At 69.9% G+C, this 13,120-nt stretch carries 13 protein-coding genes, 1 tRNA gene and 2 pseudogenes; 8 read left to right on the top strand and 8 right to left on the bottom strand.

Annotated features, from left to right (window positions below; genetic code table 11):
- The 6 genes and pseudogenes from E7Z54_RS23045 to E7Z54_RS07755 form a co-directional block, all read left to right on the top strand.
- Positions 1-233, top strand: a pseudogene (locus tag E7Z54_RS23045) (DNA polymerase III subunit gamma/tau); the annotation flags it as partial.
- 55 nt (positions 234-288) lie between these two features.
- On the top strand, positions 289-687 hold the full coding sequence (locus tag E7Z54_RS07775) for a YbaB/EbfC family nucleoid-associated protein (protein ID WP_136432556.1): 399 nt from the start codon (positions 289-291) through the stop codon (positions 685-687).
- Between the two features lie 11 nt (positions 688-698).
- Positions 699-1,295: a recombination mediator RecR gene (recR, locus tag E7Z54_RS07770; protein ID WP_136432555.1), complete on the top strand. Its 597-nt coding sequence runs from the start codon at positions 699-701 to the stop codon at positions 1,293-1,295.
- Positions 1,292-1,933 (top strand): DUF5063 domain-containing protein, encoded by a 642-nt coding sequence (locus E7Z54_RS07765; protein WP_240769573.1) that lies wholly within the window; start codon positions 1,292-1,294, stop codon positions 1,931-1,933. The genes recR and E7Z54_RS07765 overlap by 4 nt, the downstream gene beginning before the upstream one ends.
- Before the next feature lie 77 nt (positions 1,934-2,010).
- Entirely contained in the window at positions 2,011-3,285 is a 1,275-nt protein-coding gene (locus E7Z54_RS07760; RefSeq protein WP_136432553.1) for an aspartate kinase, read from the top strand.
- A 5-nt stretch (positions 3,286-3,290) separates the two neighbouring features.
- The gene (locus E7Z54_RS07755; protein WP_136432551.1) at positions 3,291-4,343 is read left to right on the top strand and encodes an aspartate-semialdehyde dehydrogenase; all 1,053 of its coding nucleotides are present in this window, start codon (positions 3,291-3,293) and stop codon (positions 4,341-4,343) included.
- A gap of 8 nt (positions 4,344-4,351) precedes the next feature.
- On the opposite strand, the gene E7Z54_RS07750 is transcribed toward E7Z54_RS07755, so the two are convergent.
- From E7Z54_RS07750 to E7Z54_RS07725, 6 genes are all read right to left on the bottom strand, one after another.
- A complete protein-coding gene (locus tag E7Z54_RS07750; RefSeq protein WP_136432549.1) occupies positions 4,352-4,843 on the bottom strand; it encodes a PKD domain-containing protein in 492 nt (163 codons plus the stop codon).
- A 280-nt stretch (positions 4,844-5,123) separates the two neighbouring features.
- Positions 5,124-5,711, bottom strand: coding sequence for a DUF6318 family protein (locus tag E7Z54_RS07745; RefSeq protein ID WP_136432548.1), 588 nt, complete (start codon positions 5,709-5,711; stop codon positions 5,124-5,126).
- A gap of 120 nt (positions 5,712-5,831) precedes the next feature.
- Positions 5,832-7,106 (bottom strand): HNH endonuclease signature motif containing protein, encoded by a 1,275-nt coding sequence (locus E7Z54_RS07740; protein ID WP_136432546.1) that lies wholly within the window; start codon positions 7,104-7,106, stop codon positions 5,832-5,834.
- 140 nt (positions 7,107-7,246) lie between these two features.
- Positions 7,247-8,194 (bottom strand): hypothetical protein, encoded by a 948-nt coding sequence (locus E7Z54_RS07735; RefSeq protein WP_136432544.1) that lies wholly within the window; start codon positions 8,192-8,194, stop codon positions 7,247-7,249.
- A 101-nt stretch (positions 8,195-8,295) separates the two neighbouring features.
- A tRNA-Pro gene (locus E7Z54_RS07730) sits at positions 8,296-8,369 on the bottom strand.
- Between the two features lie 83 nt (positions 8,370-8,452).
- Positions 8,453-9,400, bottom strand: coding sequence for a metallophosphoesterase (locus tag E7Z54_RS07725; protein ID WP_136432542.1), 948 nt, complete (start codon positions 9,398-9,400; stop codon positions 8,453-8,455).
- 36 nt (positions 9,401-9,436) lie between these two features.
- On the opposite strand from E7Z54_RS07725, the gene E7Z54_RS07720 reads away from it, so the two are divergent.
- Positions 9,437-9,895 carry a GatB/YqeY domain-containing protein gene (locus E7Z54_RS07720; RefSeq protein ID WP_136432540.1) on the top strand — a complete coding sequence of 153 codons (459 nt, stop codon included), beginning with the start codon at positions 9,437-9,439 and terminating at the stop codon, positions 9,893-9,895.
- A 25-nt stretch (positions 9,896-9,920) separates the two neighbouring features.
- Here E7Z54_RS07720 and E7Z54_RS07715 read toward each other — a convergent pair whose 3' ends face one another.
- A complete protein-coding gene (locus tag E7Z54_RS07715) occupies positions 9,921-12,293 on the bottom strand; it encodes a penicillin-binding protein (protein ID WP_168798217.1) in 2,373 nt (790 codons plus the stop codon).
- Between the two features lie 228 nt (positions 12,294-12,521).
- Between E7Z54_RS07715 and E7Z54_RS07710 the strand changes: the two genes are divergently transcribed.
- On the top strand, positions 12,522-12,827 hold the full coding sequence (locus E7Z54_RS07710; RefSeq protein ID WP_136432538.1) for a WhiB family transcriptional regulator: 306 nt from the start codon (positions 12,522-12,524) through the stop codon (positions 12,825-12,827).
- A gap of 18 nt (positions 12,828-12,845) precedes the next feature.
- On the opposite strand, the pseudogene E7Z54_RS07705 reads toward E7Z54_RS07710, so the two are convergent.
- Positions 12,846-13,120: pseudogene (locus E7Z54_RS07705) on the bottom strand (hypothetical protein); the annotation flags it as partial.

Here is a 13,120-nt window from a genome sequence, read left to right as displayed (position 1 = left end):
ACTGGGCGCAGCAGCCCGAGGCCGGTGGCTCCCCGCCGGCTCCCGAGCCGCCGCAGGAGCAGACCTCGCGTCGTCCGCGGATGGCCGACCTCCAGGCGCAGGCCGAGGCTCCGCGCGAGGACCCGGACGCCCACGTCGACCTCGACGACGCCGAGGTCGACCCCGAGTCCAGCGCCGAGCTGCTGGCGCGGGAGCTCGGTGCGCAGGTGATCGAGGAGATCCCGCGCGGATGACCGTCACCGTCATGAGCGCACACTTGACCGTAATCACCAGAGATGAGGCGACCAGATGAGCCAGAATCCGTTCGACGCACTAACCGGCGGGGGCGGCGGGCTCGACCTCGGTGCCCTGCTCCAACAGGCCCAGCAGATGCAGGGCGACCTCCAGGCCGCGCAGGAGCGGCTGGCCGAGGCGACCGTGGAGGGCTCAGTCGCGGGAGGCGTCGTCAAGGTCACCCTGTCCGGCGTCGGCGAGCTGACCGCGGTGACGATCACACCCGAGGCGGTCGAGAGCACCGATGCGGACGGGCTCGCCGAGCTCGGCGACCTCATCGTCGCGGCGTTCCGCGACGCCCGCACGAAGGCCGACGACCTCGCCAACGAGACCCTTGGCCCGCTCGCCGGCGGCCTGCCCGGTATGCCTGGGTCGGGCGAGCCCGGCCCGGGGCCGGGCCAGCTCGGGTTCTGAGCGGAGCACACGTGTACGAAGGCGTCGTCCAGGACCTCATCGACGAGCTCGGGCGACTGCCCGGGGTCGGTCCGAAGAGTGCCCAACGGATCGCGTTCCACCTCCTGCAGGCCGACCCGGCCGACGTACGACGGCTGGCGGAGGTACTGATCGAGGTCAAGGACAAGGTGAAGTTCTGCACCATCTGCTTCAACGTCGCCGAGGACGACCAGTGCCGGATCTGTCGCGACGCGCGCCGCGATCCGTCGGTGCTCTGCGTGGTGGAGGAGTACAAGGACGTGGTCGCGATCGAGCGGACGCGTGAGTTCCGCGGGCGCTACCACGTCCTCGGCGGGGCGATCTCGCCCATCGACGGCATCGGCCCCGAGCAGCTCCACATCAGGGAGCTCCTCACCCGGCTGGGCGACGGGACGGTCACCGAGGTGATCCTGGCGACCGACCCGAACCTCGAAGGCGAGGCGACCGCGACGTACCTCACCCGAATGCTCGGCCCTCTGGGGTTGCGCGTGACCCGTTTGGCGAGTGGACTGCCGGTAGGCGGTGACCTGGAGTACGCCGACGAGGTCACCCTGGGTCGGGCTTTCGTAGGAAGGCAGGCGGCGACATGACCGAGACCACGGACGACCGGGCGGAGCAGCTCCCGGGACTTGCGGCACTCGAGGCGCTGATGGCGGTGGAGGCGGAGACGGTCCGCTTCGCCGACGACATCGCCGCGTCGGTGCGCTCGTTCCTCCAGGGGCTCCGGGTGATCGCCGCCGAGGCGACCGCTGGACAGGCGGTCTCGCTGCTGCTGCTGCAGATCAGCCAGATCGCCCTCGCCGGCGCGCGGCTGGGTGTGCAGAGCGACTTCGCGCCGCGTGAGGAGTACCAGCCCGACGTCGGTCCTGACGCCGACCTCGACGACCTGCGCGTGCGGCTGGCGACGCTGCTCGGCAACATCGACACCTACTGCTACGTCTTCGACCCCTACCAGGCTGAGGTCGTCGACGGCCTGCTCTCCGACGACCTCACCAGCATCGCCGCCGACCTCGAGGTCGGCCTGCGCCACTACGCCGCAGGCGACGTCGAGGAGGCGCTGTGGTGGTGGCAGTTCTCCTACGTCTCCTCTTGGGGTGCCCTCGCGGGCGCCGGGATGAAGGCGTTGCTGTCCGTGGTCGCCCACGATCGGCTCGACGTGGAGTACCCCTCGGAGCTGGAGCAGATCGAGGCGGTCGACGCAGTGCTGGACAGCCCGGAAAAGGGATAGCCGACTCTCGGTAGAATCGGGTCGGCGCCCCTGCCAGGGGCGCGGACCCTTCCCCGCACAGCCAGGAGTGAGCCCCCGTGGGCATTGTCGTGCAGAAGTACGGCGGTTCGTCGCTTTCCGACGCCGAGGCCGTCAAGCGGGTGGCCCGTCGCATCGTCGAGGCGAAGAAGGCCGGCAACGAGGTCGTCGTCGCGGTCTCCGCGATGGGCGACAGCACCGACGAGCTGCTCGACCTGGCGGCGCAGGTCAGCCCGCTGCCGCCGGCGCGGGAGCTGGACATGCTGCTCACGGCGGGGGAGCGGATCTCGATGGCGCTGGTCGCCATGGCGATCTCCGACCTCGGCTACACCGCCCGCTCGTTCACCGGCTCCCAGGCGGGCGTGATCACCGACTCGGTGCACGGCAAGGCGAAGATCATCGACGTCACGCCGGGACGGATCAGGGACGCGATCGGCGAGGGCCACATCGTCATCGTCGCCGGGTTCCAGGGCGTCAGCCAGGACACCAAGGAGATCACCACCCTCGGCCGCGGCGGGACCGACACCACCGCCGTGGCGCTGGCCGCCGCGCTCCAGGCCGACGTCTGCGAGATCTACACCGACGTCGACGGTGTCTTCACCGCCGACCCGCGCATCGCTCCCGCCGCCCGCAAGCTCGACAAGGTCACCTTCGAGGAGATGCTCGAGCTCGCCGCCTCCGGGGCCAAGGTGCTTCACCTGCGTTCGGTCGAGTACGCCCGGCGCCACAACATCCCGATCCACGTCCGGTCGTCCTTCAGCCAGCTCGAGGGCACGATCGTGACCGGCAGCATCAACGACGAGGAGACAGTCATGGAAGCTCCGATCATCGCCGGCGTCGCCCACGACCGGAGCGAGGCGAAGGTCACCGTCGTCGGCGTGCCGGACAAGGTGGGCGAGGCCGCCCGGATCTTCGACGCGCTCGCGCAGACGCAGATCAACCTCGACATGATCGTGCAGAACGTCTCGGCGGCGGCGACGAACCTGACCGACATCTCGTTCACCCTGCCGAGCACCGACGCGAAGGCCGCCCTGGAGTGCCTCGACGGGCTCAAGGAGCAGGTCGGCTTCGAGTCGCTCCTCCACGACGACAAGATCGGCAAGGTGTCCCTGATCGGCGCCGGCATGCGGTCGCACCCGGGGATCACCGCCAAGTTCTTCACCGCCCTTGCCGAGGCCGGCGTCAACATCGAGATGATCTCCACCTCCGAGATCCGGATCTCCGTCGTGGTCGCCGAGAGCGACGTGGACGCCGCGGTCCGTGCGACGCACACCGCGTTCGACCTGGACGCAGACGAGATCGAGGCCGTCGTGTACGGCGGGACAGGACGCTGAGAGCCATGGGCATCAACATCGGAGTGGTCGGCGCGACCGGCCAGGTCGGCGTCGCCATGCGACAGATCCTGCTCGAGCGGGACTTCCCGGTCGACACGATCCGCTTCTTCTCCTCGGCCCGCTCGGCCGGCAAGGTGATCGCCTTCGGCGACCGCGAGGTCGTGGTCGAGGATGCAGCGGCCGCCGACGCTGAGTCCCTGGCCGGGCTCGACATCGCGCTGTTCTCCGCGGGGGCCACCGCCTCGCGTGCCCTGGTCCCGAGGTTCGTCGAGGCCGGCGTGATCGTCGTCGACAACTCCTCCGCCTTCCGCAAGGACCCCGACATCCCGCTCGTGGTCTCCGAGGTCAACCCTGAGGCCGCGCGCGCCGTGATCGAGGCGGGCCGCGGCATCATCGCGAACCCCAACTGCACGACGATGGCCGCGATGCCGGTGCTCAAGCCGCTGCACGAGGAGGCCGGGCTCGTCCGGCTGATCGCGTCGACGTACCAGGCCGTCTCCGGCTCCGGCATCGCCGGCGTCGAGGAGCTCGCCACCGGTGTGTCCGCCGCAGGGGACAAGGCCCGTGAGCTCGCCTACGACGGCGAGGCGGTGGCGTTCCCCGAGCCTGGGGTCTACAAGCGCACCATCGCCTACAACGTGCTGCCGTTCGCCGGGAACCTGGTGGACGACGGGCTGAACGAGACCGACGAGGAGCAGAAGCTCCGCAACGAGTCGCGGAAGATCCTCGGCATCCCGGACCTGCGCGTCTCCGGCATCTGCGTGCGGGTCCCCGTCTTCACCGGTCACTCGCTCGCGATCAATGCGGAGTTCGAGCGCCCGATGCCGGTCCAGCGAGCCCAGGAGCTGCTGGCGAACGCGCCCGGCGTCGAGCTCGCCGACATCCCCAACCCGCTGCAGGCGGCCGGCAAGGACCCGTCGTACGTCGGCCGGCTTCGCCAGGACCCGGGCGTCGACGACGACCGCGGCCTCGCACTGTTCGTGTCGAACGACAACCTGCGCAAGGGTGCAGCGCTCAACACCGTCCAGATCGCCGAGCTCGTCGCCGCGTCGCGCTGAGGTCGTCCTCAGTCGTAGCCGACGAGCTTCGGCTGGGCCTCGATGGCCTCGAGCTGCTGAGCGGTGCCCTCGATGGTGACGGTGCCGGGGATCGTCTGCCACGGCCCGTCGCCCACGCGGTAGCGACCGCTGTAGACGGTGTCGAGGCTGGGCCGGTAGCTGCCGGTCCGGGTGTAGTTGTGGGTCACGGTGAGGTCGGGGTACGGCGCTCCCGGCTCTGACGTCGCCAGTAGCTCGCCGTCGTCGAAGTCCCAGTGGTACTCCGAGGGCGTCGCCTCGATGGTGATCGCCCGGCCGAGGAGGACGACGCGTCGGGTGAGGGGCGCGGTGCTCGGGGTGTAGAAGTTGGTGTCGAAGTTGACCAGGGTCAGGCCGTCGGGCGGCTGGATGACGAGCTGCGACGCTGGGAGCGGGAGTCGCGCGAAGGCGCTGCGGATGTCGCCGAGGGTGAGCGCTTGCTCGGTTTCGGGCTCGGGTTCGTCTGGGGCGCAGAGAGCCACACCGGCTGACTCGCCTGAGGCAGCCTCAATGATTTGCTGCGCTCCGGCGCAACCCAAAGTCCCCAACAAAATCACGGGGCCGCTTGGCGAGGGACCTACGCGCTCCGCAATTCCTGGCGGCTTACCCCTGCGAGCTTTGTCGCTTCGGGCCGATTCGACGATGAAGCTGCCCTCGTCGGCGGACCCGGTTGTTCCCGGAGGTGGCTCCGGGTCAGCATGAGCAGGCGCACGCAGAGACAAGCTCAAAGCCAAGCAGGCTGCGAGGACGGCGACTAGCAAGTCACTCGACCTCCATAGCATCGAGTCGCCAGCGGGTCGCTTTCACCCAGTGGACGTAAGCGGTGAACTTCGTTGAGCCGGCCTTGCGCTCGTCCCGCGTCCCGTCGCTCATGATCACGGTCTGCGAGTCGTGTGACACCAAGAGCCGAAAGCGGTATGCGTAGGCAGAAGAGGATGGTGTCGTGAGCTCGGTGACTTCTGCGACCTGAATCGAATGCTCGCCGCCGATGATTCGCCCGCCAATGCGGTAGTGCTCCCGTAGGTCTCTTCTGAATGCGTTGCAGACAGAGCAGGGCGACGCTGACAGAGCACGGAGCATTGACACATCGCCGGATCTTTGAGCGTAGTTCAAGACGTCCCAGTAGTGCGTGATGAACGCGCGTGCGCCGGCCTTGGTCGCCTTCGTGGCCGCGGCAGGTAGCGATGGCGGCTCCTCCGACCCAGCCGGGCTGGTGCTCGGCTGCTCGGGCGTGCTGGTGGGGCTCCACGTGGACTCGCCGTTCGGCTCGCCGTTCTCGGAGCAGCCGGCGAGGGCGCAGGCGAGGACGAGGGCTGCGGCGCGCGCGGCGTGGGGGCGGCGGCTGCGCATGGGTCCTCCCGAGAGTCGTGCTGCGCCCCAGGACCAGGGGTGCAGCACGACGGTATCCCGCCGGGTTGTCCGAGTGCCACCGCCGACGGGCGGCTGTGGAGAGTCGACATCGAGCACACGTCACTCACGACGCCGGAACCTGGCGGTGCCTGACGCAGACCAGTCGACTCCCCAGCCACGGTCGTGTGCCAGGTGGTGGTGGAACGCGCAGAGAAGGGCCAGGTCGGCCCGGTCGGTGGTACCGCCGTCGGTCCAGGCACCGCGGCGGTGATGGGCCTCGCACCAGGCGGCGGGGATGTCACATGCTTCCGCCTGGCAGGTCTGGTGCGTGAGGAGATGCGCCTTGCGCTGTGCGGGCCCGAAGAACCGCTTCGCCCGGCCGAGGTCGAGCACCGCGCCGGCGCCGTCGAGGACGGCGGGCAGCAGGCTGTGCTGGCACGCGAGCCGCCGGACGGCCGTGGCGGACATCCGCTCTCCGGTGTCGAGGGTGGCGGCACCCACGCCGCTGCGGAGCTTGTCGTTGTCGATGGTGACGACGATCTGGACCGGAGAGCCGCCGTGGGTGGGGAGTCCGTCGACCGGGAGGGCCCGGATCAACGTGCAGAACGCCCGGCCGCGGCGCTCGCTGCTCGTGAGCCCGTCGGGGGATTGGCTGTGCGTGGCGTCCCCACGTCGGGGGCTGGTGAGCGCGGCGAACGCCTTGCGGAGGATATCGGCCTCGAAGTCCGGGATGCGTCCCCTGAGCTGGGTGGTGCCGTCTCCGCGACGGCCGAGCTCGAGGAACGTCTCCCGAAGCGCCTGGCGCTCCTCCTTGTCCAGCAGGGCCTGCTCCACGGCATCGGCTGCGTCGGGGGCCACGGCCTCGAGGATCCGTCGGCCGAGGACCTTCAGCTCGCGCGGGGTGAACAGCTGGGCCTGGGCGACGAGGTGCTCCTCGGCCCTGGTGACCAGGGCGGTGCGGGACTCGAAGGTGCTGCAGCCGGGGATCTGGTCGGGGAGTGCGTCGAGGGCCTCGACGACCACGCGGGCGTGCTCGACGCTGATCCGTCCCTGGGCGAGCGCGGCCCAGGTCGCGGGATAGCAGTCGCGGAGCCGGCGGGCGAGACTCGCGTCGGCGACGAGGCGTCCAGGGTGAACGTGCTCCTCCCAGGCGATCCAGTGGGCAGCGGAACGGGCGCCTGTGCCCTCGGCGACGTCGTCACCGCCCGCAAGGGTGCGCATGATCCGGGCTTGGATCCGATGGCTGGCTCGCAGGAGTGCGCGCAGGTAGGCCTGCTTGTCCGCGGTGGACAGGTAGTCGGGGTCGAATCCGTCGGACTCGTCGAGAGCAGCATGGATCGACGCGGCCGCATCGACCAGCGGGTGCGATGCGGTGATCGTGCGGTCGGGGTCCATGACGACCACGCTCCGCGCAACCACCGACAGCGACCCTAGGCCTCACGACGGCCTGTGGATGGCGCGGTGTCAGTACCCCGGCTGTGGACAACCGACGGCCGACGTCAGGGACTCCAGCCGCAGTGACGCAGCAGGCGGACTCAGGTATCAGCAGGCTCGACGAAGGTCTTGGTCACCCAGACCGACGCCAGGAAACCGCCGATGCTGATGATCGGGATCACGATCAGCATGACCCAGCTGTCGAGGAAGTCGATCAGGAACAACAGGGCGACCACGGCAACCAGCCCGACGGCGAGGAAGCTGCTGCTGCCCGGGTCCGGGACGTCGAACGCCTTCAACAGCGCGCTGCCGATCAGGACGCAGACCACGAATGTCGCCACCAGCAGGAGGAAGCCGGGGCCACCGCCGCACGAGGCCGTGCCCCGGACCGACTCGCAGCCGCGCAGCGACAACCAGGTGAGCACGACCATCGCGGCGCCGACGGCCAGCCCGGAGACGATGGCGGCTGGATAGGTCGCGAGGAGGGGCCCGCGGTCGGCCATGGCAGCGATCTCGGCGTCCTCGAGATCGGTATCGGTCATCGGCTCCGGCTCGACGTCGACTCGGCCCGAGGCGGATTGCCCGCCCTGTGCCTTCTCGGCCGCCGGCGTCCGCGTGGCGGCAGCCTCCTTCGCGGGCGCCCACTGCGGCGCGGGCTCCTCGGGATCCTCCGCGACGGGCTCAGGTGCAGCGGCGTCCTCGCCGAGTTCCGTGGCGGCAGTCCCGGGCTCCATGACCGGTTCGCCGGCGTCGGGGTCCGCGGTCTCCTCGGGTGCCTGCGTGGGGCTCGTCTCAGCCGCCTCCACGTCCTCGATGACAGCCGTGAGCTCCTGGTCGGCCGGGTCCTCAGCCGGGTCCTCAACCGACTCGACCTCGTCGACCGCGGCGCCCGACGGCTCAGGCTCGGCAGCTGGCTCGGTCGGACGAGAGGAGGCGGGCGCGGCGTCGGCCGGCTCGGAAGCCTCGGCCCTGCTGGCCGACTTCCTCTTCCGCCCGAACAGCTTGGGCGGTTCCAAGCTGAGCTTCAGCTTGTCCTGCTCGTCAGACATGAGATGCAGTGTGCCACGAACATCCGGCGACCTGACCTGCGCGGCCGAGGAGCGAAAACCGACAACAGGTGGATCCGGTTCCGGATCCACCTGTTGGTCGGTCGGGCTGACAGGATTTGAACCTGCGGCCTCCTCGTCCCGAACGAGGCGCGCTACCAAGCTGCGCCACAGCCCGCCGTGCTCGAACCCGAATCGGGCCCGCTCACAAGCAGGGGAGCATACCCGAGCAGATCGACCGGTCTGCAATCGGCGTCCGCCTCAGCCGGAGACCGGCAGCAGCGTCAGCAGCACCGCCTCGGGCCGGCAGGCGACCCGGATCCGCGTGTACGGGGCGGTGCCGATCCCGGCCGACACCTCGAGCCATGCCGACCCGGGGTCGCCGGGCCGCGAGTCGGCCGGGTGGCGGTGCAGGCCACGGGCGCGCCCCGGCTCCAGGTCGCAGTTCGTCGCGAGGGCCCGGGCACCGCCGGGCCAGGGGAGGCAGACCTGCCCGCCGTGGGTGTGCCCGGCCACGATGGCGTCGTATCCGTCCGCCGCGAACTGGTCCAGCACCCGCAGGTACGGCGCGTGCGCCACCCCGATACGTAGGTCGGCCGAGGCATCCGCCGGGCCGGCGACGGCCGCGAGGTCGTCGTAGTCGAGGTGGGGGTCGTCGACCCCCGCGAACGCGAAGCTGGTCTCGCCGATCGTGAGACGGGTGCGCCGGTTCGTCAGGTCCAGCCAGCCCGCGCCGGCCAGCCCGGCGGACAGCTTGCCCCACGGCAGCGGGGGCATGTCGGTGTACCGCTTGCCGTTGCCGCGCTTGAGGTACCCCAGGGGGTTCCGGAAGCAGGGCTCGAAGTAGTCGTTGGAGCCGTGCACGAAGACGCCCGGGCGGTCCAGCAGTCCGCCGAGGCTGTCGAGAACCACGGGCACCGCGTCCCGGTGGGCAAGGTTGTCGCCGGTGTCGATCACGAGGTCCGGCTCGAGCGCCGCAAGGCTGCGAAGCCATTCCTGCTTGCGAGTCTGGCCCGGCGTCATGTGGATGTCGCTCAGGTGCAGCACCCTCAGCGGACGCATCCCGGCCGGCAGCACCCGGATGTCGAACCTGGTCAGGGAGTACTGCCGTGCCTCCCAGGTCGCGTAGGCCGCCACCGCTGCGCCTCCGGCGCCGCCGACCGCGGCCCCGACACCCGCAGCGCGCACCAGCGATCGCAGGATTCCCATTCGGCAAGGCTGACATACGGCAGGCACAATCGACTCATGAGCACCCTCAAGGACCGTTTGCGCACCGACCTCACCACCGCCATGAAGGCGCGCGACGAGGTGCGGTCGTCCACGTTGCGGATGATCCTCACCGCCGTCACCAACGCGGAGGTGGCCGGGAAGGTCGCCAAGGAGCTCACCGACGACGACGTGCTGACCGTGCTCTCCAGCGAGGCCAAGAAGCGCCGCGAGGCCGCCGTCGCCTTCGAGGAGGGCAACCGGCCCGAGAGCGCCGCGAAGGAGCGCGCCGAGGCCGCGGTGATCCAGGACTATCTGCCCGAGCAGCTCGGGCCCGAGGAGATCGCCGCGATCGTCTCGGCCGCGGTCGACCAGGCCGGTGCCGCGGGCGCCGGGCCCAAGGCGATGGGCAAGGTGATGGGCATCGTCACGCCGCAGGTCAAGGGTCGCGCGGACGGCGCCGCCGTCGCCGCGGAGGTGCGGCGCCAGCTGGGCTGATCACCGAACCCGGCGGCTCGCGGGGTCAGTCGCCTCCGCGTCCTCCGTTGCCGTTGCCCCGGCCGCCGCCGTTGCCCCGGTCGTCGTTGTTGTTGTTGTCCCGTTGGCGCCGCTTGCGCTCGGGCTTCGGGGAGCCGTCGGAGATGTAGAGCGTGATCGTGTCGCCGGCCGCTTGCTGCTCGCCGGCGCCCGGGGCGGAGTAGGCGACCAGGCCCTGCGCGTAGCTGGAATCGACCGTGCCGTTGCTGGCGACGTTGAAGCCCATGCCCTTTAGCTCGGCCGCTGCGTCCTCGTAGCTGCGCCCGCCGACCTGTGGCACGGTCATCAGCAGGCCTCGGATGTCCTGTCCCGAGGGCCTCGTGAAGTCCTCGTCGGGCAGCCACTGCGCGATCGGTCCGAAGGCTCCGCCCCAGATCGGGCCGGCCGTGGTCGATCCGGCGGTGGTGTAGCGGGTGTAGCCGCCGATGCTCTGTCCGTCGAGCGTGATCTGCGTGCCCTCCCTGTTGGCGCCGGCGACCACGGCCGCGCCCGCGAGGTTCGGGGTGTAGCCGACGAACCACACCGACTTGTTCTCGTTCACCGTTCCCGTCTTCCCGGCGGCCGGCTGGCCGGGGTTCAGCGCCTGGCCGAAGCCGCCCGGCTCGACCACGCCGCGAAGGACGTCGTTGACGGCGTCGGCGACGGGACCGGGCAGCTCCTGGGTGCAGTGCTTGTCGTACTTCTTCAGCACGTTGCCGTCGGCGTCCTCGATCCGCATCACCGGCCGGGCGGCGCAGTGGACGCCGCGGGCGGCGAAGGTGGCGTACGCCTCGGCCATCTCCAGCGGGCTCACGTCGTTGATCCCGAGGGTGAACGACGGCACCATCGCCTCCTTGCCGATCTGCACGCCGAGACGCCGGGCCAGCTGCCACGGCTGGCAGACGCCTCCCTCGAGGTTCTGCTCGAGCTGGACGAAGAAGGTGTTGATCGACTGGCGGGTGCCGGTGTACAGGTCGAACGTACCTTCACCGGTCGAGTTCTTCGGCGACCAGATCTCGCTGCTCTGGTAGGGGCCGTCGCAGGTCTGGAAGTCGGCGAGCCGGAACGACTTCGGCGACGGCGAGGGGATTCGGGTGTTGAGAGGGATGCCCTGGTCGATGGCGGCCGCCAGCACGAACGCTTTGAACGTCGATCCGGCCTGGAAGCCGTTGGCGTCGCCGTACTCCTTCGGGACCGTGTAGTTCAGGAACGTCTGGCCCTGGTTCTTCTTGGTGCCCATCGGCCGCGACTGGGCGAGGCCGCGGACGTTGCCCGTGCCGGGCTCGATGAGCGCGAGCGCGCCGACTGCCTGGTCGTCCTTGAACACCTGGGCGTTCACCGAGTCCTGAGCGGCCTTCTGGAAGCGCATGTCGATCGTGGTCCGGACGGTGAGACCGCCGCTGAAGATCATCCGCTCGCGCTCCTCGGCCGTCGCGCCGAGGGACTTGTCCGTCTTGAGCCAGCGCACCACGTAGTCGCAGAAGAACTGGGCCTGCGAGTTGACGCAGCCGTTGGGCTTCGACTGCAGGTCGAGGCCGAGCTTGCGCGCCTTGACCCGGTCGGCCTGCTCCTGGGTGACGACGCTGAGCTGGGCCATGCGATCCAGCACGACGTCGCGCCGGACCCGCGCCTGTGCCCTGTTCTTGCGCGGGTTGTAGGCCTCGGGGCTCTTCACCAGACCCGCGAGCAGCGCGGACTGGCGGAGGTCGAGATCCTTCGCGTTCACGTTGAAGTAGTGCTGCGCGGCCGCCTGGACGCCGTACGCGCCGTCTCCGAAGTAGGCGGTGTTGAGGTAGCGCTCGAGGATCCAGTCCTTGCTGTGGCGCTTCTCGAGGGCGATCGCGTAGCGCAGCTCGCGCAACTTGCGGGCGTAGGTGTCGTCGATCGCGGCCTTGCGCTCGGCGTCGGTGTCGGCCTGGTTGAGGAGCGTCAGCTTCACCAGCTGCTGGGTGATCGACGAGCCACCCTGGACCACACCGTCGGCGGCCTGGTTGGTGAGGAGGGCACGCATCGTGCCCTTCAGGTCCAGCGCGCCGTGCTGGTAGAACCGGTAGTCCTCGATCGCCACGATCGCCTGGACCATCGTGCGCGAGATCTGTCGCAGGGGGACGTTGACCCGGTTCTGGTCGTACAGCGTGGCGATCGTCTTGCCGCTGCGGTCCTTGATCTCCGTGCGCTGCGGAAGCTGCTCGGTCTCCAGCTCCTGGGGGAGGTCGTCGACCGACTCCGCGAGGTTGCGGGACGTGAACCCGGCGACGCCCGCGAACGGGATCGCGAGGCCCGAGACGACGACCCCGAGCACCACGGAGACGAGCAGCATCACGCCGAGATGGGAGGCGACCTTGCGGGGTGGCAGGCCGTCGAACCGGGTGCGAGACATGTCGCCAGAGTACGTGACGGCTCACCAGTCGCCGGAGCCGCCAACGGCTGTCCCGAGTGGCACCTCGCCGGGAACTCCCGACTGCCCTAGTCCAATGTGACTAGACCGGTTGGGCCCAACGAGCGATGTCGGTAATGGAGATCCTCCTTTACTTTGGTTGATGTCGGAGAGACCAAGCGCTGTGGGGGCGCTGGCTCCTCGATCGGGGGAAAATCAAGGGACAAGATCATGTGGGTTGACGACTGGGCACCACGGGCCGCGTGCCGGGACACGACGCCGGACCAGCTCTTCGTTCGGGGAGCAGAGCAGAACAAGGCAAAGCAGATGTGCACGGGATGTGCCGTCCGCACGGAGTGCCTCGCAGAGGCGCTCGACAACCAGATCGAGTGGGGCGTCTGGGGTGGGATGACGGAGCGGGAGCGCCGCGCGCTCCTGCGTCGCCGCCCCAACGCGTCGTGGCGCAAGGTTCTGGAGGACGCTCGCAACGAGCAGCTCTCCAGCCCCGGCACCGCGGTGGTCGTCACCTCCCTCTGATCGAGGGAGGACTCGCTGCTAGCCCTCCGGGGCGAGCAGCGAGCCGATCCTGCGCAGGCCGTCGAGGTCGTGGACGTCCCCGGCCAGCGCAGGTACGACGGCCGCCGGCACCTGCGGGTGCGCGGTGGCGAACCGGTCGCGGAGCATGCGCTCGCGCTGCACCATCCGCACCCGGTCGGCGTGCAGCCGCAGCAGCCCCGCGGTCAGCGAGTCCGGCTCGTGCCTGGCGTCGCTGCCGTCGCTGCCGTCGCTGCCCGCGTGCTTCGCGGTGCGCAGCCGCTCCGCACCGGCCA

Source organism: Nocardioides sp., from assembly GCF_004803405.1.
Taxonomy (GTDB): Bacteria; Actinomycetota; Actinomycetes; order Propionibacteriales; family Nocardioidaceae; genus Nocardioides; species Nocardioides vastitatis.
Note: the sequence above shows the minus strand (reverse complement) of the source record. Positions and strands in the feature narration are given on the sequence as shown.